The organism is Streptococcus sp. 116-D4 (genome assembly GCF_009731465.1).
Classification (GTDB): domain Bacteria; phylum Bacillota; class Bacilli; order Lactobacillales; family Streptococcaceae; genus Streptococcus; species Streptococcus pseudopneumoniae_E.
In genome coordinates, this window is record NZ_AP021887.1 from 1,903,008 (window position 1) to 1,923,501 (window position 20,494).

General features: G+C 38.1%; 22 protein-coding genes. 4 read left to right on the forward strand and 18 right to left on the reverse strand.

The window, feature by feature from the left end; translation table 11 throughout:
- Nucleotides 1-65: 65 nt before the first annotated feature.
- From cbpD to UKS_RS09515, 8 genes are all read right to left on the reverse strand, one after another.
- On the reverse strand, nt 66-1,184 hold the full coding sequence (gene cbpD / locus UKS_RS09480) for a choline binding-anchored murein hydrolase CbpD (protein WP_156012952.1): 1,119 nt from the start codon (nt 1,182-1,184) through the stop codon (nt 66-68).
- 89 nt (nt 1,185-1,273) lie between these two features.
- Nucleotides 1,274-1,540 carry a Veg family protein gene (locus UKS_RS09485; protein ID WP_001278169.1) on the reverse strand — a complete coding sequence of 89 codons (267 nt, stop codon included), beginning with the start codon at nt 1,538-1,540 and terminating at the stop codon, nt 1,274-1,276.
- 1 nt (nt 1,541) lies between these two features.
- Nucleotides 1,542-2,894, reverse strand: coding sequence for a replicative DNA helicase (dnaB, locus tag UKS_RS09490; protein WP_156012954.1), 1,353 nt, complete (start codon nt 2,892-2,894; stop codon nt 1,542-1,544).
- Between the two features lie 43 nt (nt 2,895-2,937).
- Nucleotides 2,938-3,390, reverse strand: a complete 453-nt coding sequence (rplI, locus tag UKS_RS09495) for a 50S ribosomal protein L9 (RefSeq protein WP_156012956.1) — start codon at nt 3,388-3,390, stop codon at nt 2,938-2,940.
- Nucleotides 3,387-5,360: a DHH family phosphoesterase gene (locus UKS_RS09500; RefSeq protein WP_156012958.1), complete on the reverse strand. Its 1,974-nt coding sequence runs from the start codon at nt 5,358-5,360 to the stop codon at nt 3,387-3,389. The genes rplI and UKS_RS09500 overlap by 4 nt, the downstream gene beginning before the upstream one ends.
- Nucleotides 5,361-5,496: 136 nt before the next feature.
- The gene (gene hpf / locus UKS_RS09505) at nt 5,497-6,045 is read right to left on the reverse strand and encodes a ribosome hibernation-promoting factor, HPF/YfiA family (protein WP_156012960.1); all 549 of its coding nucleotides are present in this window, start codon (nt 6,043-6,045) and stop codon (nt 5,497-5,499) included.
- A 79-nt stretch (nt 6,046-6,124) separates the two neighbouring features.
- A complete protein-coding gene (locus UKS_RS09510; RefSeq protein ID WP_156012962.1) occupies nt 6,125-6,787 on the reverse strand; it encodes a ComF family protein in 663 nt (220 codons plus the stop codon).
- Nucleotides 6,784-8,082 carry a DEAD/DEAH box helicase gene (locus tag UKS_RS09515; RefSeq protein WP_156012964.1) on the reverse strand — a complete coding sequence of 433 codons (1,299 nt, stop codon included), beginning with the start codon at nt 8,080-8,082 and terminating at the stop codon, nt 6,784-6,786. Before UKS_RS09515 ends, UKS_RS09510 begins: the two co-directional genes overlap by 4 nt.
- 56 nt (nt 8,083-8,138) lie before the next feature.
- Between UKS_RS09515 and UKS_RS09520 the strand changes: the two genes are divergently transcribed.
- The 4 genes from UKS_RS09520 (at nt 8,139) to UKS_RS09535 (ending at nt 11,733) form a co-directional block, all read left to right on the forward strand.
- Nucleotides 8,139-8,774: a YigZ family protein gene (locus UKS_RS09520; RefSeq protein WP_156012966.1), complete on the forward strand. Its 636-nt coding sequence runs from the start codon at nt 8,139-8,141 to the stop codon at nt 8,772-8,774.
- Between the two features lie 15 nt (nt 8,775-8,789).
- Nucleotides 8,790-9,233, forward strand: coding sequence for a PH domain-containing protein (locus UKS_RS09525; RefSeq protein ID WP_156012968.1), 444 nt, complete (start codon nt 8,790-8,792; stop codon nt 9,231-9,233).
- Nucleotides 9,234-9,329: 96 nt separating this feature from the next.
- Nucleotides 9,330-10,256, forward strand: coding sequence for a cysteine synthase A (cysK, locus tag UKS_RS09530; protein ID WP_117304672.1), 927 nt, complete (start codon nt 9,330-9,332; stop codon nt 10,254-10,256).
- A gap of 220 nt (nt 10,257-10,476) precedes the next feature.
- Nucleotides 10,477-11,733 carry an ISL3 family transposase gene (locus tag UKS_RS09535; RefSeq protein WP_156012970.1) on the forward strand — a complete coding sequence of 419 codons (1,257 nt, stop codon included), beginning with the start codon at nt 10,477-10,479 and terminating at the stop codon, nt 11,731-11,733.
- A 66-nt stretch (nt 11,734-11,799) separates the two neighbouring features.
- On the opposite strand, the gene tsf is transcribed toward UKS_RS09535, so the two are convergent.
- From tsf to rodZ, 10 genes are all read right to left on the reverse strand, one after another.
- Nucleotides 11,800-12,840, reverse strand: coding sequence for a translation elongation factor Ts (tsf, locus tag UKS_RS09540; protein ID WP_049494714.1), 1,041 nt, complete (start codon nt 12,838-12,840; stop codon nt 11,800-11,802).
- 78 nt (nt 12,841-12,918) lie between these two features.
- Nucleotides 12,919-13,698 (reverse strand): 30S ribosomal protein S2, encoded by a 780-nt coding sequence (rpsB, locus tag UKS_RS09545; RefSeq protein ID WP_049494712.1) that lies wholly within the window; start codon nt 13,696-13,698, stop codon nt 12,919-12,921.
- Between the two features lie 224 nt (nt 13,699-13,922).
- The gene (pcsB, locus tag UKS_RS09550) at nt 13,923-15,170 is read right to left on the reverse strand and encodes a peptidoglycan hydrolase PcsB (RefSeq protein ID WP_049494710.1); all 1,248 of its coding nucleotides are present in this window, start codon (nt 15,168-15,170) and stop codon (nt 13,923-13,925) included.
- A 93-nt stretch (nt 15,171-15,263) separates the two neighbouring features.
- Entirely contained in the window at nt 15,264-15,758 is a 495-nt protein-coding gene (gene mreD / locus UKS_RS09555; protein WP_049494708.1) for a rod shape-determining protein MreD, read from the reverse strand.
- A complete protein-coding gene (gene mreC / locus UKS_RS09560) occupies nt 15,758-16,576 on the reverse strand; it encodes a rod shape-determining protein MreC (RefSeq protein ID WP_049494707.1) in 819 nt (272 codons plus the stop codon). Before mreC ends, mreD begins: the two co-directional genes overlap by 1 nt.
- Nucleotides 16,577-16,634: 58 nt before the next feature.
- On the reverse strand, nt 16,635-17,429 hold the full coding sequence (locus tag UKS_RS09565; RefSeq protein WP_156012972.1) for an energy-coupling factor transporter transmembrane component T family protein: 795 nt from the start codon (nt 17,427-17,429) through the stop codon (nt 16,635-16,637).
- The gene (locus tag UKS_RS09570) at nt 17,422-18,261 is read right to left on the reverse strand and encodes an energy-coupling factor transporter ATPase (RefSeq protein WP_156012974.1); all 840 of its coding nucleotides are present in this window, start codon (nt 18,259-18,261) and stop codon (nt 17,422-17,424) included. Before UKS_RS09570 ends, UKS_RS09565 begins: the two co-directional genes overlap by 8 nt.
- Complete coding sequence (locus UKS_RS09575; protein ID WP_156012976.1) at nt 18,246-19,073, reverse strand: energy-coupling factor ABC transporter ATP-binding protein; 828 nt, start codon at nt 19,071-19,073, stop codon at nt 18,246-18,248. Before UKS_RS09575 ends, UKS_RS09570 begins: the two co-directional genes overlap by 16 nt.
- Entirely contained in the window at nt 19,070-19,615 is a 546-nt protein-coding gene (pgsA, locus tag UKS_RS09580; protein WP_061589682.1) for a CDP-diacylglycerol--glycerol-3-phosphate 3-phosphatidyltransferase, read from the reverse strand. The genes UKS_RS09575 and pgsA overlap by 4 nt, the downstream gene beginning before the upstream one ends.
- A 10-nt stretch (nt 19,616-19,625) precedes the next feature.
- Nucleotides 19,626-20,453: a cytoskeleton protein RodZ gene (gene rodZ / locus UKS_RS09585; RefSeq protein WP_156012978.1), complete on the reverse strand. Its 828-nt coding sequence runs from the start codon at nt 20,451-20,453 to the stop codon at nt 19,626-19,628.
- Nucleotides 20,454-20,494: the final 41 nt, after the last annotated feature.

The following is a 20,494-nucleotide window of genomic DNA, read 5'->3' on the forward strand; positions in this document are numbered from 1 at the left end:
AATAAAAAAAATGTCAAGGAAACTGCTTACAGAAAAGAGTAGGAAAAATTTCCTACTCCCATTTTCTATACTCGCTCGCCATCACTATTTACTCTGTAGCCATCCACCGTCGTATTAACAGCTAAGGCACCTGAAGAGTAAGAATAATACCACTTACCAGAGACTTGATACCAGCCTGTTTTCATTGCACCTGAACTATCCAGATAATACCAAACTCCATTTTCCTTTAACCAGCCTGTCTGCATTTCACCAGATGATTTCAGATAATACCAGCTAGAACCATCTTTCAGCCAGCCTGTTGATTTAGACCCATTTGATTTAAAATGATACCAACTACCATTTATTTTCTTCCAACCGACAGTTGAACTGTTATTGGATCCATAGTTAGAGCTATTTCCTGATTGATTCTGATAATTCTGTGAAGAAGTCACACTCTCTAGCTGGATATAGCGACGACTTCCGTTATAAGCCGTATAACTCAACCACTTGTATCCATCTTTTTCGAGAATTTGATCATAATGAACATTCTCCCCAGGATAATAGTAATCAATCGCAGTTGCGCTAGTTAGAGGCTGATTTTTGATAGCAGCCTTAGCCTTAAAATAATGTGTTCCCCCTGTTGAAGTTGAGGATTGACTATTTCCAACACTGCCACCAGCCAAATCTTTAAAATGAATAAAACCGGTCATAGTATTGGCCTTCACGACGCGCTTGTTATAAGATTCCCTCATTCCATAATTGTATTCTTCAATCTCAATCTCATCTCCCACTACATTTGATACCCAGGCAACATGACCATAAGTTCCTGCAGTAGACCAAGCAATGGAGCCAATAGCTGGCGTATTATCTACACGATACCCTTCACGACGAGCACGATAGCCCCATTCATTCGCATTTCCATAAGCAGCCGGAATCTCAAAACCATTGACATTACTCAAACGAAAGGCTGCAAAAGAAGTACATTGACGAGAATACATGCGCCACTTATCAATCTCCTGGCTCCCATTTTTATAATGAGCAGGATAATCATCCCCACGCGCAATTGATCCATTTCCTCCCGAATAAGCATATACACTATTACCCGCTGCTAGCATCATTCCTACTACTAGAAAAGGAACAACCTTTTTAACTGATTTTCTAAAAGAAAATCTTGTCTCTGTTACTGTAAATGGTGAAATTTTCATTCTTCCTCCTTGAAAAATAATATAAATCGAAGTTTGCCTTCACTTAAACTATTCGGAGAAAAAAGAAAAAGTGAGAAAATTTTCTCACTTTAGTCAAGATAATGGATTAGATTTTTTTCGGTAAGGATATCTGAGTAAGTAAAGGATTCAACGTAAACATTAGCTTGTTTATCTCCTTCAACATTTCCAAATTCCACGATAAATAGGGATGGATAAACCTCAATTAACTTACCCAATCTATTTTTTTGACGCTTACGACCATTCTCCAAAGTCATTTCTACGACTTGTCCCTCATGTGCCTTGATTTCTTCTTTGATTTTTTTCATCTTGGCTACATCTGTAAATGCATCTGACATCTTATGCCTCCCTCTTTGAGATACTTGAAAATTTATTGTATTCTTTTTGGAAAATTAATTCCACCGTTCCACGAGCTCCACTACGGTTTTTCTCGATAATAACCTCTATCTTATTATTTGGTATGCCTTCCTCTTCTTCACCACCACGCTCATAGTAGTCGTCGCGATAAAGAAAGGCTACGATATCAGCGTCCTGCTCAATAGACCCAGATTCACGAATATCAGACAAGACCGGTCTCTTATCCTGACGTTGTTCTACACCACGAGAAAGCTGACTTAGAGCGATTACTGGAACTTTCAGTTCCTTAGCTAAAATTTTCAATTGCCGTGAAATTTCAGAAACCTCTTGTTGACGATTTTCCCGACCAGTTCCCGTGATAAGCTGCAAATAGTCTATTAAAATCAAACCAAGATTTCCAGTTTCTTGAGCCAGCTTACGAGAACGAGAACGAATCTCTGTAATCCGAATCCCTGGCGTATCATCGATATAGATACTGGCATTAGCTAGATTCCCTTGAGCAATGGTATATTTTTGCCACTCCTCATCAGTCAATTGACCCGTACGGATAGAATGCGATTCCACCAAACCTTCTGCCGCCAACATACGATCCACTAGACTTTCCGCACCCATTTCCAGTGAAAAAATAGCAACCGTTTTGTCCAACTTAGTCCCAATGTTCTGAGCGATATTCAGGGCAAAGGCTGTCTTACCAACCGCCGGACGAGCTGCTAGAATAATCAACTCCTCCTCATGAAGACCAGTCGTCATATGGTCCAAGTCACGATAGCCTGTCGCAATACCTGTAATATCGGTCGTTTGCTGCGAGCGAGCCTCCAGATTTCCAAAGTTGATATTCAACACATCTCGAATGTTCTTAAATCCACTTCGATTAGCATTTTCGCTGACATCAATCAGGCCTTTTTCTGCCTGAGCAATGATTTCATCAGCTGGTTGCGAAGCCTCGTAAGCTTGATTGACAGACTCTGTCAACTTAGAGATTAAACGACGTAGCATTGCTTTTTCTGCAACAATCTTAGCATAATACTCCGCATTAGCAGAAGTTGGCACAGAATTGACAATCTCAACCAGGTAAGACAGGCCACCAATATTCTGTAAATCACCTTGATTATCAAGAATGGTACGAACCGTTGTTGCATCGATAGCATCGCCACGGTCGGATAAATCAACCATAGCTTGGAAAATCAATCGATGGGCATACTTAAAAAAGTCCCGAGACTCAATATATTCTCGCACAAAAACAAGCTTACTCTCATCAATAAAGATAGCCCCTAAAACGGATTGCTCAGCTAAGATATCTTGAGGTTGTACTCGTAACTCCTCTACTTCTGCCATCAGACTTCCCCTCCTGTTACAATCTTGTCAAGAAGGTGTAAACTTATCCTTCTTTCACACGAAGATTGATTACACTTGTGATATCTTGATAGATTTTCACTGGTACATCAATCAAACCAACTGCTCGAATCGGAGCTTGTACTTGGATATGACGTTTATCAATCTTGATTCCAAATTGCTTTTGCAATTCTTCTGCAATCTTCTTATTGGTAATAGAACCAAAAGTACGGCCATCTGGACCAACCTTTTCAATAAATTCTACAACTGTGTCTTCTGCTTCAAGTTGAGCTTTAATTGCTTTTGCTTCTGCAATCATCTCAGCGTGAGCTTTTTCTTCTGATTTTTGTTTACCCCGAAGTTCACCTACAGCTTGAGCAGTTGCTTCTTTGGCTAGGTTCTTCTTGATAAGAAAATTTTGTGCATACCCCGTTGGTACTTCCTTAATTTCGCCTTTTTTACCTTTTCCTTTAACATCTGCCAAAAAGATTACTTTCATTCTTCTTTCTCCTTTTCCCTTATTTCATTTAATACAATTTCTGTCAGTTTTTCATCTACTTCTGGCAAGGTTAAATCCTTAATTTGAGCTGCTGCCAAATTAAAGTGACCTCCGCCTCCCAGCTCTTCCATGATCCGTTGTACATTCAGTTTACTACGACTTCGAGCTGAGATAGAGATAAATCCTTGTGTATTCTTCGCAAGAACAAAACTCGCTTCAATACCTGACATAGCTAACATGGCATCTGCTGCCTTACTAATAACAACTGTGTCGTAGCATTTCGAGTCCTTAGCCTCTGCTATTAGTACATCTGAAACTAATTTACGCCCCTGTAAAATAAGTTCATTGACCTCACGATATTCTTCAAAATCTGTCGCAGCGATTTCCTGGATAGCAATACTATCGCTTCCTTTAGTTCTGAGATAGCTAGCAACATCAAATGTTCGACTGGTAACTCGCGAGGTGAAATTTTTAGTATCCAACATCATACCAGCCATCAAGACACTTGCTTGCATACGAGTCAGACGATTTTTCTTAGAATTTTGGAACTGAATCAATTCCGTTACCAACTCACTGGCACTGCTTGCACCACTTTCTATATAAGTGATAACTGCATTGTCTGGGAAATCCTGATCCCTGCGGTGATGGTCAATAACAATGGTTTGGGTAAACAAATCATAAAAATCTTTTGATAGAGTTAAAGCTGTCTTTGAATGGTCTACAAGAATCAACAAAGAACGATTGGTCACCATTCCCATTGCATCTTTAACAGACAACAACTTCGTAACGCCCTCTTTTTCTAAGAATGAAACAGCTCGTTCAATATCTGGAGACATTTGTTCTTCGTCATAAAGAGCATAGCTATTTTCAGTCACATTGCTGGCAAATAATTGCATACCTACAGCAGAGCCCAAAGCATCCATATCTAGATTTTTGTGACCAACAACAAAAACCTGATCCACACTTCGAATCTTATCTGAAATAGCTGTCATCATAGCGCGCGTACGGGTCCGTGTACGTTTGGTTGAGGCAGCAGACCCACCACCAAAATAAACTGGATTTTTTGTTTCTTCGTTCTCCTTGACAACCACCTGGTCGCCACCACGTACTTCAGCCAAGTTCAAGTTGAGCAAAGCAACTTTCCCTATTTCATCATGATTTCCATCACCATAAGAAAATCCCATACTTAGGGTCAATGGCAACTGTCTCTGTTTCGACTCTTCTCTGAAAGCGTCAATAACAGAAAATTTATCACTCATCAATTCCTCAAGTACCGTATAGTCCGTAAATAGATAAAAACGGTCCATACTCACTCGACGGGAGAACATGGCATGTTTTCCAGCAAATTCTGAAATAAAATTGGCTACAAAACTATTAATATGACTGATATCAGACTCCGATGTTTCATCTTCTAAATCATCATAGTTATCAACAGAGACAATCCCAATCACAGGTCTACTCGTAACTAACTCAACAGTCGCTTCGTATTCTCCAGACACATCAAAGAAGTAAAGAACTCCAGATACCTTGTCCATATGAACAGAGTAACGGGTCTCACCCAAGGTGGCGTAAGAACCAGGATTCCCCACAGAAGCCTTGATAATAGTCTGAATTAAGGTTATATCAATCTCTCCCTCTTCAGTTGTTAGAATTAGCTCTGCATACGGATTAAACCATTCAACTTCACCAGTTGATAAGTCTAATTTAATAACCCCAACAGGCATCTGTTCTAACAAGGTTGTCAAACTATCCTCAGCTTGATGGTTTACATACTGGATTTGTTCTACCTCACTCCTTGAGTAGTAGTCTCTCTGATGGATAAATAATAAACTATAAGAACCCAAAATAAGTAGCAAAAGAAATAGCGTTACCAGTGTATTCGTTACAAAAACAAGTTGCACAGATAGCACTATGAAAGCCACTATTCCTAATATTACGGGGAAAATAGGATTTACATAAAATTTTTTCATTCCAAACCTCTTGGCACCCATTATACCATAATAACCACCAAAAAGCGACTTTTTAAAAGTGTAATCAGTCATTCTATCAATTATAAGAAAAAGGTAGGTTTACAATTCAGTAAACCTACTTTTACACATATTGAAATTAAGATTCTTTAACTTCTAACAAACCAATTTCACCATCCTCACGACGATAAATCACATTAGTTGTTTGATCTTCAACATCCACATAGATAAAGAAATCATGTCCCAACAAATCCATTTGTAGAATAGCTTCTTCCAAATCCATTGGTTTTAAATCAATTTGTTTTGAACGAACAACTCTAGACTGAGCAACATTTGGATCTTCCACCAAAGCATCTGTAAATAATTTACTAGTTGCTACCTTATTTTTATTTTTACGCTCGATTTTTGTTTTATTTTTACGAATCTGACGTTCAATTTTATCAGTTACAAGGTCAATTGAGCCATACATATCTTGAGACACATCTTCTGCACGAAGAGTAATTGAGCCAAGTGGAATCGTTACTTCTACTTTAGCAGTTTTTTCACGATACACCTTTAAGTTTACTCGAGCATCCAACTCTTGTTCAGCTTGAAAATACTTTTCGATCTTTTCGAGTTTAGAAACTACATAATTGCGAATTGCTTCTGTTACTTCTAGGTTTTCACCACGGATACTATATTTAATCATATAAGTACCTTCTTTCTAAACATTTTTATTTTTCTAACTATATTATAACGCTTTCATTTTCATTTTGCAAATTTTTTCCTCATCTTACTAGAGAAAATGTTTTTACATCTTCAGCACCAGCTTCTTCCAACAGTTTCTTCACACGATTTATAGTAGATCCAGTAGTATAAATATCATCTATAAGTAAAATTTTTTTAGGAATAATGACTCTACTTTTAATAAAGAAAGGAAGTTCTGTTGCCAAACGTTCTGAACGATTTTTAGAAGAACTGGCCCGCTCTTCTCTCTTCTCTAGTAAGTCTTGAAAAGAGAACCCAGCTGCTTCAACAAAACCTTCAACCTGGTTAAATCCCCTCTCAAGTAATCTTTCAGGACTTAGGGGAATTACGACAAATTGATACTCTTTGTACTTTTTCAACTCTTCATTTAAAAATGAAGCGAACACTTTTCTTAAAAGGAAGTCTCCATCAAACTTATACCTACTGAAAAAATCCTTCATAACTTGATTGTAAGTAAAAATTGCTCTATGACTGACCTCAACTCCTTCTTTACACCAAAATTGACAATCTTTACACTTTGTTGACAAGCCTTTTTTCATACAATTTGGACAGTACTCCTCTCCAATTCTCTCAAATGTGGAAGCACAGTCTGAACAAAGATAGGAGTCATCATTCCTCAGAAGTAATAGACTCCTGAAAGTTAAAACAGCCTTCATAGTCTGCCCACATAACAAGCACTTCATAGACCCGCCTCCTTATTCATCTGCTGAATTTCCTTAATTGCCTTCTTGATTGAAGCATTTATCCCATCATGAAAGAAAAGCAAATCTCCTGTCGGTCTATCCATGCTTCGCCCAACTCGTCCACCAATCTGAATCAAGCTAGACTTTGTAAACAGTCGATGATTGGCCTCTACTACGAAAACGTCAACACAAGGGAAGGTAACTCCACGCTCCAATATCGTCGTACTGATAAGTATTGTCAGTTCTCTATCTCGAAATGCTTGTACCTGCTCTAATCGATTTTCTGTGATAGAAGATACAAAGCCAATTTTCTCGTTTGGAAATTGCTCCTGTAAGATTTCTTTTAACTGTTCCCCTTTCTTAATCTCTGAAGCAAAAATGAGTAACGGATAAGCTGTCTTTCTCTGCTTCTCAATATAGGACTTTAACTTTGGTGACAACCTATTTTTCTCTAAACAGTGATTAAAATCCGATAACCAGACAGGCTTAGGAATAATCAAAGGATTTCCATGGAATCGTCTTGGCAAGCTCAATCGTTTTAATTCCCCTAAACGGACCTTCCTATCTAACTCATCGGTAGAAGTCGCTGTTAAAAAAATTCTCAAGCCATTTTCCTTTACACTATTCTTGACAGCGTAGTAAAGCGTAGGATTGTCAACATAAGGAAAGGCATCTACTTCATCCACTATCAGCAAATCAAAAGCTTGATAAAACTTTAATAGTTGGTGAGTGGTTGCTACAACTAAAGGTGTACGAAAATAGGGATCCGATTCTCCGTGTAGTAAAGATATATCGCAAGCAAAATCATCTTGCAATCGTTTATACAGTTCCAAACACACATCAATTCTAGGGCTGGCCAAACAAACTGCACCACCTTTATCAATCACTTTGGCCACAACTTGGTAAATCATCTCTGTCTTTCCAGCTCCTGTTACAGCGTGAACCAAGGTTGGCTCTTGCTTTTCTACCGCTTGAAGCAATCCTTCTGATACTTTTTCTTGAAAAGGAGTTAATTGACCGCACCATTTAAGAACATCTTGCTTCGGAAAATCCTCCTGCGGAAAATAGTATAAAGCTTGATCACTCCTGACTCGCTTCATCAGCAAACACTCCCTACAATAGTAAGCACCGATGGGTAAAGACCATTCTTCTAGAATAGGACTATTACAACGTTGACAGAAAAGTTTCCCTTTCTCCTTTCTCATTGCTGGAAGTTTCTCCGCCAACTGACGATCCTCTTCTGATAATTCATTCTCCGTAAACAAACGACCGATATAATTTGGATTTATTTTCATACTTCTTTATTCGTAAAAACCTAGCACTTTAGATCATTTTTTAGTACAATTAAATTATGGAATTTAGAACAATTAAAGAGGACGGACAAGTCCAAGAAGAAATCAAAAAATCTCGCTTTATCTGTCATGCCAAGCGCGTTTATAGTGAAGAAGAGGCTCGTAATTTCATTGCAGCCATCAAAAAAGAACACTACAAAGCTACGCATAACTGTTCTGCCTTCATTATTGGAGAACGTAGTGAAATCAAACGTACAAGTGATGATGGTGAGCCCAGTGGTACTGCTGGCGTTCCCATGCTTGGGGTACTAGAAAATCACAATCTTACTAATGTCTGTGTAGTAGTGACACGCTATTTTGGAGGCATTAAGCTAGGCGCTGGAGGATTGATTCGTGCATACGCCGGTAGTGTTGCCTTAGCCGTCAAAGAAATTGGCATCATTGAAATAAAGGAACAGGCGGGCATTGCCATACAAATGTCTTACACTCAGTACCAAGAGTACAGTAACTTTCTTAAGGAACATAATCTCATGGAACTTGAGACAAACTTTACAGATCAAGTCGATACGATGATTTATGTTGATAAAGAAGAAAAAGAAAATATTAAAGCTTCACTTGTAGAGTTTTTTAATGGAAAAGTTACTTTAACTGATCAAGGTTTACGAGAAGTTGAAGTTTCTGTAAACTTAGTGTAAATAAAGGAGAAAAATATGGCATTTGGTAAATTCATTCAAGGACTCGCTGGTAACTTTAGCGAACAAAACAAAGAAACTCTTATCAAAGAATATGGACAATATTTACTAGAAAATGAAGAAATTCAAAGTGGATATAAACTGGTTCGTGACTCAATTATATTTACAAATATCCGTATTATCTTTACAGATAAACAAGGCGCTACTGGTCGCAAGATGTCCATTAAATCAATCTTTTTAATGAACATTATTAACGTTGAAATGGAAACTGCAGGAGCAGGAATAGATGATAGTGAAATTACTATTACTTATTTAGAAAATGTCTTTCTAAAAGCGCATAATGAGCATTTTAGTGCTCATAAATTTGAATTCCCTAAGAAAACGGATATCGTTCCACTTTATACCTATTTATTTGAATTAGCTTATCACAATCGCTTAAAAATTAATGGCTTAGATCTTTGATATAAAAAAATCCTATCACTTCGATAGGATTTCTATATTTTACAAATAGTATAGATAGCGTTATACTAGAAATATCTTATACAAAGAGGTATTCATATGTCTATTTATAACAACATTACTGAACTAATCGGCCAAACTCCGATTGTTAAACTCAACAACATCGTGCCAGAAGGGGCTGCGGATGTCTATGTAAAGCTTGAAGCATTCAACCCTGGTTCTTCTGTAAAAGATCGTATTGCTCTTAGTATGATTGAAAAAGCTGAACAAGACGGTATTCTGAAACCAGGTTCTACAATTGTTGAAGCAACAAGTGGAAACACTGGTATTGGACTTTCATGGGTAGGTGCTGCTAAAGGGTATAAAGTCGTCATCGTTATGCCTGAAACTATGAGTGTAGAACGACGTAAGATTATTCAAGCTTATGGTGCTGAACTCGTCCTAACTCCTGGTAGTGAGGGAATGAAAGGCGCTATTGCTAAAGCACAAGAAATCGCTGCTGAACGTGATGGTTTTCTTCCTCTTCAATTTGACAATCCAGCTAATCCAGAAGTGCACGAAAGAACAACAGGAGCTGAGATACTAGCTGCTTTCGGTAAAGATGGATTAGATGCCTTTGTTGCTGGAGTGGGTACTGGTGGAACAATTTCTGGTGTTTCTCATGCACTCAAAACAGCAAATTCAAGCATTCAAGTTTTTGCAGTAGAAGCAGATGAATCTGCTATTCTGTCTGGTGAAAAACCTGGCCCTCACAAAATTCAAGGTATCTCAGCTGGATTTATTCCTGATACACTTGATACAAATGCCTATGATGGTATCGTTCGTGTAACATCAGACGACGCTCTCTCACTCGGCCGTGAAATTGGTGGAAAAGAAGGATTCCTTGTTGGTATTTCTTCAGCTGCAGCTATTTACGGAGCCATTGAAGTTGCCAAGAAATTAGGTACAGGTAAAAAAGTTCTTGCTCTAGCACCAGATAACGGTGAACGTTATCTCTCTACAGCACTCTATGAATTTGAAGTGTAGTCTCCTAAATACACTTAGCCCTTATTATAGGGCTTTTTATTTATACCTTAAAAGTTGGAACATCCCCCCTATAAAGATCGACTGCATAGAAAAAAGGGGCTCTATAATATTTGTAGTGGGTAAATCCCCTATAGATATTATGGAGCTATTTTGTTGTAGAAAAAAAGTCCCATATGACCTATAATGAAAAGCGACAAAACAACTCATTAGAAAGATTCATATGGAACAATTACATTTTATCACAAAACTGCTCGATATCAAAGATCCAAATATCAAGATTCTAGATATCACCAATAGGGATACACACAAGGAAATCATCGCTAAATTGGATTATAAGGCTCCATCTTGTCCTAATTGTGGAAGTCAAATGAAGAAATATGACTTTCAAAAACCGTCTAAGATTCCTTACCTCAAAACGACCGGTATGCCTACTAGAATTCTCCTTAGAAAGCGTCGATTCAAGTGCTATCAGTGCTTGAAAATGATGGTGGCTGAGACTCCTCTCGTCAAGAAGAATCATCAAATCCCTCGTATCATCAACCAAAAAATTGCTCAGAAGCTGATTGAAAAAACTTCTATGACCGATATTGCTCATCAGCTGTCCATTTCAACTTCAACTGTCATTCGCAAGCTCAATGACTTCCGTTTTAAGCATGATTTTTCTCGTCTTCCTGAAATTATGTCATGGGACGAGTACTCCTTTACAAAGGGAAAGATGAGTTTCATTGCTCAAGATTTTGATAATCTCAATATCATCACTGTTCTTGAAGGCAGAACACAGGCTATCATTCGAAATCACTTTCTTAAATATGATAGAGTCGTTCGATGTCGAGTGAAAATCATTACGATGGATATGTTTAGTCCTTACTATGACTTGGCTAAACAGCTTTTTCCAAACGCTAAAATCGTGTTGGATCGTTTCCATATTATCCAACATCTCAGCCGTGCTATGAGTCGTGTGCGTGTCCAAATCATGAATCAGTTTGAGCGAAAATCCCATGAATACAAGGCTATCAAGCGTTACTGGAAGCTCATCCAACAGGATAGTCGAAAACTCAGCGATAAACGTTTTTATCGTCCTACTTTTCGTATTCACTTGACCAATAAAGAGATTCTAGACAAGCTTTTGAGCTATTCAGAAGACTTGAAACACCACTATCAGATCTATCAGCTCTTGCTTTTTCACTTTCAGAACAAAGACCCTGAGAAATTTTTCGGACTCATTGAGGACAATCTGAAGCAGGTTCATCCTATTTTTCAGACTGTCTTTAAAACCTTTCTAAAGAACAAAGAGAAAATCATCAACGCTCTTCAATTACCTTATTCCAACGCAAAATTGGAAGCGACCAATAATCTCATCAAACTTATCAAACGAAACGCCTTTGGATTTCGGAACTTTGAAAACTTCAAAAAAAGGATTTTTATAGCTCTAAACATCAAAAAAGAAAGGACGAATTTTGTCCTTTCTCGATCTTAGCTGACTTCAACCCACTACAGTTGACAAAGAGCCAAAAAAGGAAGCAATTTGGCTTCCTTTTTATTATTAGTTATTCAAGGCTGCTGCCATTGTAGCTGCAACTTCAGCTTCAAAGTCATTTGCAGCTTTCTCGATACCTTCACCGACTTCAAAGCGAGCGAACTCAACTACTGAAGCGTTAACTGATTCAAGGTATGCTTCAACTGTCTTGCTGTCATCCATGATATAGACTTGTGCAAGAAGTGTATAAGCTTGGTCAACTTTAGTGTTGTCAAGCATGAAGCGATCCATTTTACCTGGGATGATTTTATCCCAGATTTTTTCAGGTTTGCCTTCTGCAGCCAATTCAGCTTTGATGTCAGCTTCAGCTTGAGCGATCACTTCATCAGTCAATTGAGATTTTGATCCATACTTCAAGTGTGGAAGAGCTGGTTTGTTAACCATTGCACGGCTTTCGTTGTCCTGGTCGATTACGTGGTTCAATTGTGCCAACTCATCTTTAACGAATTGCTCATCCAATTCTTTATAAGAAAGAACTGTTGGTTTCATCGCTGCGATGTGCATTGACAATTGTTTAGCAAGTGCTTCGTCTCCACCTTCAACAACTGAAATAACACCGATACGTCCACCGTTATGTTGGTAAGCTCCAAAGTGTTGTGCATCTGTTTTTTCAAGCAAAGCAAAACGACGGAATGAAATTTTTTCACCGATTGTAGCTGTTGCAGATACATATGCAGCTTCAAGAGTTTCACCTGAAGGCATTGTCAAAGCAAGAGCTTCTTCGTTGTTCGCTGGTTTTCCTTCAGCAATTACTTTAGCTGTAGTATTTACCAATTCAACGAATTGAGCGTTTTTCGCAACGAAGTCAGTTTCAGCATTTACTTCAACTACTGCTCCAACGTTACCGTTAACGTAAACACCAGTCAAACCTTCTGCAGCAACACGGTCAGCCTTCTTAGCTGCCTTAGCCATACCTTTTTCACGAAGCAATTCAATCGCTTTTTCGATGTCACCGTCTGTTTCTACAAGCGCTTTTTTAGCGTCCATAACTCCGGCACCAGATTTTTCACGCAACTCTTTTACAAGTTTAGCTGTAATTTCTGCCATTTTGATTCTCCTATATTTTTTAAAAATAGGAGAGCCGGGCTAAGCCCCGCCCTCCTAGGTAATTACTATTTGTATAAATTAAGCGTTGTCGCCTTCTACAACTTCAACGATTTCTTCAATTGAATCTGCTTGAGCTTCAGAAGCTGCAAATTCTGCTTCAACTGCTGCTGCATCTTCACCTTGACGTCCTTCGATGATAGCGTCAGCCAATTTAGCTGTGATCAATTTAACAGCGCGGATAGCATCATCGTTAGCTGGGATGATTACATCGATATCATCTGGATCAGTGTTTGTGTCAACCATCGCTACAACTGGGATTCCCAATTTTTTAGCTTCTTTAACAGCGATTTGCTCTTTATGTGGGTCAACTACGTACATAACATCTGGGATACGAGGCATATCTTCGATACCACCCAAGAATTTTTCAAGACGTGCACGTTGTTTGTTAAGAAGTGCAACTTCTTTCTTAGGAAGAACTTCAAAAGTCCCATCTTCTTCCATACGTTTGATTTCTTTCAAACGAGCGATACGTTTTTGGATTGTTCCCCAGTTTGTAAGAGTTCCACCCAACCAACGGTGGTTGATGAAGTATTGACCTGAACGTACTGCTTCTTCAGCAACTGCATCAGCTGCTTGTTTCTTAGTACCAACGAACAATACAACTGCATCGTTAGCTGCTGCATCACGCATGAAATTGTAAGCTTGGTCAGCGTATTTTACAGTTTGTTGCAAGTCGATAACGTGGATTCCGTTACGTTCAGTGAAGATGTACTTAGCCATCTTAGGGTTCCAGCGACGAGTTTGGTGACCAAAGTGAACACCAGCCTCAAGAAGTTGTTTCATTGAAATTACTGCCATGAGTATTTCTCCTTTTTGTTTTTTCCTCTTCTTGACTTCAACTCGCAAAACGACCTAAAGGCAACTGTTTCACAATTCATCAAGAATGAGTATTATCGTTCACACGACAAGTTTTATTTTACCATACTTTTTCAATATTTTCAAGTAATTTTAGTAGATTTCTAAAGTAAGTTAACTATATAAATCATAAAAGAGACTCAAATCGAGCCTCTTCGTTTCATTCATTAGTTTGGATAAATGTATGTTACAAAACCTTCTGAAGTTGTAGTAGGATTGAACCATCCACGTTTATTTCCGAGTGTACGGTTTCCACCATAGTTTGATTCAGATACTTGGATACTTGTTGATGATGAAACAGCAGTAACCACAGCTACGTGTCCATATCCACCATCATTCCAACATGCAATGGCACCAACTTGAGGTGTAGATCCTGTACGGAATCCTGCTGCAGCTGCACTTGTAGCCCATTGTGCTCCATTACCCCAGTAATCTCCAGCCCAAGGTGCCAATGTTTTAGCTCCCCATGTACACTCACCAACTGGATAACTTGAAGCATTTGTACTGTATGTTGGACGTTGTTTCACTGGTGCAGGAGTGTAGCTTGTTGATTCTACTGAAGCACTGCTTGAAGATGATTCAGACGAACTTGACTCAGATGAACTTGATGAAGCAGTAGTAGATACTGCTTGAACTTCTGCTGTAAAAGTTGTATTTCCAGAAGCAGCTACTGTTTGTTGTTGACTTGCTTGTTTAGCTTTATAAGCTGCTTCTGCTTCTGCAGCTGCTTTAGCTTCTGCTTCTGCTGCAGCTTTTTTCTCAAGTAAACTTGCTTTTTCATCCTCTGCAGTAGCCTTTTCAGCAGCAAGATTCAATTCTGCAGCTTTCAACTCTGCTTGTTTTGTAGTTAATGATTGAGCATCATCAGCTAGTTTTTGCTGATTTGCAATAACTGTATTAATTGCATCATTGTTTGCTACTTGTTTTTCAGAAATAGCTTGTTTATCTGCTTTTTGTTGTTCCAACATCTTGTTGTTTGCAGACACGATTTCACTCATTGCAGCAACACGTGAAATAGCTTCTGTAATTGATTTTGAATTCACAACTGTATTGATGTAATTTGTTGCAGCCCCATTTGTTTGAGCACTACGAGCTTGTTTTTGCAATGAATCATTACGAGATACAATATTCTTAGAAAGTTCTGTAATTTCGCCCTCAAGCTTTTTAGATTCTGCTTGTAGTCTATCATTTTCAGATTGCAAGTTTGATTGCTCTGTTTGAATAGCAGATACTTGCTCCTGAATTTGATCAACTTGTTGTTGAGCTTCTTGTTGTTGTGCTGTTAAGTTACTAATTTTTTTATCTTGAGCAGTAATTTTGTCATCAGTAGTTTCTGCATGCGCAGTTGTTAAAACAGCTGCTTGAGAAACCATTACTGTACTTAGTAAAAGTGAAGCTAAGATTTTTTTCTTCATAGTTCGTAGATACTCCTTCTTTTAAAGACATTACTAGTATACCAAAAAAAGGCCTAATGAATATTACGCCTTTGTTACATTTTTGTGTCTTTCTTATAGATAAAATTTTTCAAAAATAAACTGAAAAATAATCATCCATATAAGGTTCAAAATCATTGATGGCACTAAACTATAGACTATAAATAAAGACATACTATCCACAGTTAAACCTACCACTAATGCAAGTATATAAGCTCCCATCTCAAATAGAAAAGTCATGACAATAATTGCCAACATTCTCGTCCAACGATTCAATAAAATAACGCTATTAAATTTATGAAGAAATACCCCCAACAAGACGAATAACAGAGTCGCAATCCCTATCAAGTGGAAAAAGTAAATATCATAAATCAAACCAACTACAAAACAATAAGCTAAGTAGAAGTACTCTGATACTTCAATCGTCTCAAATAAGAGAAACAAAAATAGAAAATGACTAACCAACTGCTCGTGGGGAAAAAATGAGCCCAGAAGTTGACTAATATGAGCATCAATTAGAACAAAGAAAGGAAGCAATAAAAATACTCCGACCCGCTTCAACTGTCTCATTATGAATTCTCCACTAATTCTATCACACTTACATTATGAGTATCTGCACTCAATTTAACAGTTACTTCTCGTGCCAAGTAGTCCGTACTATGCGTTGTGGTAACCACTTCACCAACAGGAATATCAGCAACGTTAAAGTTTCCTAATCCACCAGTGGTCACCTTATCACCCGCACTAATATCGCTACTACTATTTAATTGGCTGATTTTAAGAACTTCATTTTCCTTGTCATAGCCAACAATAATCCCATAAATTGTAGTAGAACCATGTTGAATTTTAACAGAAATCTTATCAGCATTTTCCGTATTTGTCAGAAGGTTGACCATAGTAGAATTCTCCTCTACTTTTGAAACACTCCCAATCAAACCACCATTTGCAATGGCTAACATATTTTCAGAAGCCCCTTTTGATTTGCCTACATTCAAGGTCAATTCCTGCTTCCAAGATACCGGAGAACGCATAATGACATCTGCTGCTAAGGTCTTTGTAGCTTGCAACTTGGACTTCATATCAAGCAATTGGCGCAATTGTTCATTTTCTGTCTTCAAACTTTCCGCCTCATTTGATTTAACTTCTAATTGGTAAATCTGTTTCTTCAAACTTTCATTTTCATTATAAGTTTGTGTCAAATGAGCCAAATCTGATTTGACAGAATCAAACCACTGAAAAGGTTTTTGTACAACTCTATCAACCAATGAGATTCCATCTCCTAATTTTGTCACAATTGTACTTGAATAAGTCGTCGCTAAGAGAGCTGACACAAGCAGAACAGTGACAAAAACAATAATGACATATTTTGATTTTTTAAAACGGTTCATATCCCTACCTTTATATCAAAAACTGTTACAGTAACTTTTTATCAATTCCGGAAAGCTACTAAGATTTTAAGAAAAATAAGCAACAACCAAGTACGATAATAACAAGAATGGTCAGCGTATCCTTTCGAGTCCATTTCAGTTGTCGGTATTGACTTCTGCCTTTTCCCCCCTGATAACCACGCGCTTCCATGGCGATAGCCAAGGAATCCGCACGTTTTAAACTTGTCGCAAAAAGAGGAATCAATATGGGAATCATCGCCTTCACCTTTTGAACAATGTTTCCTTCACCAAAATCCACTCCACGCGCTTTCTGTGCATTCATAATCCGCGTCGTATCATCCATCAAGGTTGGGACAAAACGCAAACTCATAGACAGCATCAAACCAATTTCATGAACTGGAACTTTCACACGCTTTAAAGGCGCTAATAGAGCTTCGACAGCTGATGCCAAACTTAAGGGCATGGTCGTTAAGGTTAGCAAAGTTGAATAGAAAATAATCAATACAAAGCGACAAAAAATAATCCCAGCTTGTTGCAAAGCATAATCTGTGATTCTCACAAACGAAAACTCAAATAAAACATTCCCATTAGAAATGAAAAATAGTTGAAAAATAGTTGTGAAGGCAATCAAGAAAAACATAGATTTCAAGCCCTGAATAAAAAATGAAAGAGATATTCCTGACAAGGCAATAAATATCCCTGTCGCTATAAAAAGAATTAGATTCGTCAAAGGATTATTAGCCCAAAAAACGATCAAAATCAGTAGCATCATAGCAAGTAATTTACTACGCGGATCCAATCGGTGAACAATCGAATCCCCTGGGATATAACGCCCCAAAATCATACTATCCATTTAGCGACTCCTTGAACTCCTCTATCTTAATCGGTAATCGTTTAAATGACACGCCTCTATCAGCCAATCGTTTACAAAAGGCTGTAATTTTAGGTACTCCCAGCTGCACTTCTTCCATAAAGACAACATCTTGAAAGACATCACTTGGTTTACCACCCTTAACTAAACTTCCCTTTTCCATCACATAGACTTGATTCGCATATTCAGCAACATCATCCATCAAATGCGTCACCAAGACAATGGTCATCCCTGACTGGTGGAGTTTTTTGAACAAATTCATCAACTCTTTTCTTCCCAGAGGGTCCAGGCCTGCTGTGGGTTCATCTAAGACTAATATAGCTGGCTCCATGGCAAGTATACCTGCAATGGCAACACGTCTCATTTGTCCACCTGACAGCTCAAACGGACTACGATCAAAAAGTGATTCATCAATTCCAACAAGAGCCAGTTTCTTACGTGCAATCTGCTCCGCATCTTCTTCAGAAACTCCAAAATTTTGCGGTCCAAAAGCAACATCTTTCAAAACCGTTTCTTCAAAGATCTGATTTTCAGCAAACTGAAATACCAAGCCAACCTGTTTTCTAATTTGACGAATATCTTTATTTTTAGAAGTCGAGGTGATTAAGGTGTCAAAAACTCTTACGCTCCCTTGACTTGGCACCAATAAACCATTTAAGAGTTGTAAAATAGTTGATTTACCACTACCTGTGTGTCCAATTAAAGCCGTATAAGAACCATCTTCAATCGTCAAAGAAACATCCGACAAAGCTGTTGAAGCTAGGGGAGTCCCTTCTTGATAGGTAAAATTCACATTTTCTAGAGCAATTCCCATAGCTTATCCTCTAGCTCACTTTCTGTCAAATAATTTTCAGGTAAATCATAGCCATTCTGGCTCAAAGAATGTTTTAATTGATTAGCAAAAGGATCGTCTAATCCAATTTGATCCAAATCATTTCGAGAGAAAAGCTCCCTTGGACTACTAGTTGATTCAATTTCCCCTTTTTTCATGATCAATACGCGGTCACTCATGGCAACTTCTTCCAAATCATGTGTGATGGAAATGACCGTCATATCATAGTCTTTTCGAATTTCTTTTACTGTCTCAATCAGTTCTCTACGCCCCTCAGGATCCAACATACTTGTTGCTTCATCTAAGATTAAAATAGCTGGTCTTAGGGCTACGACACCTGCAATAGCTACACGTTGCTTTTGGCCACCTGATAGACGCGCCGGCTCTCTCTTTTTAAAGTCCAACATGCCAACCAAATCCAGAGCTTCTTCCACTCTCTTTTTCATTTCTTGACGAGAAAGACCTTGATTTTCCAAACCAAAGGCAACATCATCTTCAACAGTCGCTCCAACAAATTGATTATCTGGATTTTGAAAAACCATACCGATTTGACGACGTATATTCCAAACATTTTCCTCAGTCAGCCGTTGGCCATCTATTACAATCTCTCCAGACTCCGCTTCCAATAAGCCATCAATTAATCGGACAGTAGTTGATTTACCACTACCATTATGCCCCACAATCGAAAGCCATTCTCCACGTTTCACGTGAAACGTAATATCCTTCACATCATAGTATTCCTGACTTTCCTTATAGCGAAAAGAAAGATTTTTTACATCAATTACTGATTTCATTTCGAACCAAATGTCCCTTTAAATACATAGGCACTACCCTTGAAATAATCATAGCCAGAGTAGATAGTGAAAAACAAGGCTACATAAAGTAGAACTTGACCAAGCAAAGTCCAATGTAATAGCAAGAAAATAATGGCAAACATCTGACTAAAAGTTTTAATTTTTCCAGGCATGGCTGCTGCTAAAACTGTTCCACCAGTTTCAACCAATAAAAGTCTTAAACCTGTCACAGCCAACTCACGACAGATGATTACTGCAACAATCCAAGCCGGAGCCATACCCAACTCAATCAACATGATAAAAGCCGACATAACTAGCAACTTATCCGCCATTGGATCTGCAAACTTCCCAAAGTTGCTAACCACACTCCATTTACGAGCTAAATATCCATCTAAATAGTCGGTAATACTGGCAATAGCAAAGATAATAGCTGCTACTATATGACTCTCTAGCGAATTCCCTATCGTTAAAATAAAGATAAAAATAGGTATAAAAAGAATTCGACCTATTGTTAAGAGATTTGGAATTTGTTCTTTTTTCATTCGTTTTTCCTTAATTTTTAGTAAAGGTTAGAGTGATTTTTCCAGTCTGAGCTGTTAATTTCGATAAGTCAACAGTCTGATTATCTACTGTTAAGGTAACTCCTTTAACAACACCTAAGGTAATGGTCACAGGATTTTTTGTTGAAACTGTTGTCTCCGCACTTTTATTATCCTGTGATAAGGTCACACCACCCTCAAGATCACTTTCTGAAACACTAACCCAACTTCTAGCATCTGAGACTGATAATTGTAATTTTGCAGTTTCCTTGCTCGTTTTATAAGCAACTTCTACTATATTTCCTTCACCTGATACCGTTATAGCTGGTTCCATATTCGAAGAACTACTAGATGAGCTACTGCTTGAGGATGGAGTTACAGAACTAGTCGAGCTTGTTGCTTGGACTACACTATAACTAGACGCAGATGAACGCTCAGGTTGAGTTTGAATATAGTTCCAAACATAGTAAGTCACAAAAATGACAATCGATAGGGCAAAGAGTATAAAGTAAAATAAAGGTAAAAATGATGTCCTATTTTTCTTACTTGAACGTCTCCTGCCTGTTAACTCCTCTTGATCAACATCTACTTCCTCATAAGTAATCATGCTACCAGAATCATAAGCATCCAAGACAATTCTCTCATCTAGCTCAACTGCCCACGCATACTTTCGTAAAAAAGAACGAGCATAAAATGGACTAGGAAGTTGATCAAAATCATCAGCTTCCATTGCCTCCAACATATCCAACTGAATTTCTGTTTTTTTCTGCAATTCATCTAAACTCAATCCCTGATTGATTCTAGCTAATCGTAAAACCTCACCAATTGTTTTTTTCCTCATACTTGTCATCCCTTCTTTCTAGTGTCTACTATGATAGGTTA

Excerpts from the sequence above, each read along its gene's own strand:
- UKS_RS09575 (WP_156012976.1), bottom strand. The coding sequence starts at position 19,073 with ATGAAATCAGTAATTGATGTAAAAAATCTTTCTTTTCGCTATAAGGAA.
- mreD (WP_049494708.1), bottom strand. The coding sequence starts at position 15,758 with ATGAGACAGTTGAAGCGGGTCGGAGTATTTTTATTGCTTCCTTTCTTT.
- dnaB (WP_156012954.1), bottom strand. The coding sequence starts at position 2,894 with ATGGCAGAAGTAGAGGAGTTACGAGTACAACCTCAAGATATCTTAGCT.
- rodZ (WP_156012978.1), bottom strand. The coding sequence starts at position 20,453 with ATGAGGAAAAAAACAATTGGTGAGGTTTTACGATTAGCTAGAATCAAT.
- UKS_RS09570 (WP_156012974.1), bottom strand. The coding sequence starts at position 18,261 with ATGGGAATTGCTCTAGAAAATGTGAATTTTACCTATCAAGAAGGGACT.
- UKS_RS09520 (WP_156012966.1), top strand. The coding sequence starts at position 8,139 with ATGGAATTTAGAACAATTAAAGAGGACGGACAAGTCCAAGAAGAAATC.
- pgsA (WP_061589682.1), bottom strand. The coding sequence starts at position 19,615 with ATGAAAAAAGAACAAATTCCAAATCTCTTAACAATAGGTCGAATTCTT.
- UKS_RS09485 (WP_001278169.1), bottom strand. The coding sequence starts at position 1,540 with ATGTCAGATGCATTTACAGATGTAGCCAAGATGAAAAAAATCAAAGAA.
- mreC (WP_049494707.1), bottom strand. The coding sequence starts at position 16,576 with ATGAACCGTTTTAAAAAATCAAAATATGTCATTATTGTTTTTGTCACT.
- pcsB (WP_049494710.1), bottom strand. The coding sequence starts at position 15,170 with ATGAAGAAAAAAATCTTAGCTTCACTTTTACTAAGTACAGTAATGGTT.
- tsf (WP_049494714.1), bottom strand. The coding sequence starts at position 12,840 with ATGGCAGAAATTACAGCTAAACTTGTAAAAGAGTTGCGTGAAAAATCT.
- UKS_RS09535 (WP_156012970.1), top strand. The coding sequence starts at position 10,477 with ATGGAACAATTACATTTTATCACAAAACTGCTCGATATCAAAGATCCA.
- hpf (WP_156012960.1), bottom strand. The coding sequence starts at position 6,045 with ATGATTAAATATAGTATCCGTGGTGAAAACCTAGAAGTAACAGAAGCA.
- UKS_RS09525 (WP_156012968.1), top strand. The coding sequence starts at position 8,790 with ATGGCATTTGGTAAATTCATTCAAGGACTCGCTGGTAACTTTAGCGAA.
- UKS_RS09565 (WP_156012972.1), bottom strand. The coding sequence starts at position 17,429 with ATGGATAGTATGATTTTGGGGCGTTATATCCCAGGGGATTCGATTGTT.
- UKS_RS09515 (WP_156012964.1), bottom strand. The coding sequence starts at position 8,082 with ATGAAAATAAATCCAAATTATATCGGTCGTTTGTTTACGGAGAATGAA.
- rpsB (WP_049494712.1), bottom strand. The coding sequence starts at position 13,698 with ATGGCAGTAATTTCAATGAAACAACTTCTTGAGGCTGGTGTTCACTTT.
- cysK (WP_117304672.1), top strand. The coding sequence starts at position 9,330 with ATGTCTATTTATAACAACATTACTGAACTAATCGGCCAAACTCCGATT.
- UKS_RS09510 (WP_156012962.1), bottom strand. The coding sequence starts at position 6,787 with ATGAAGTGCTTGTTATGTGGGCAGACTATGAAGGCTGTTTTAACTTTC.
- cbpD (WP_156012952.1), bottom strand. The coding sequence starts at position 1,184 with ATGAAAATTTCACCATTTACAGTAACAGAGACAAGATTTTCTTTTAGA.
- rplI (WP_156012956.1), bottom strand. The coding sequence starts at position 3,390 with ATGAAAGTAATCTTTTTGGCAGATGTTAAAGGAAAAGGTAAAAAAGGC.
- UKS_RS09500 (WP_156012958.1), bottom strand. The coding sequence starts at position 5,360 with ATGAAAAAATTTTATGTAAATCCTATTTTCCCCGTAATATTAGGAATA.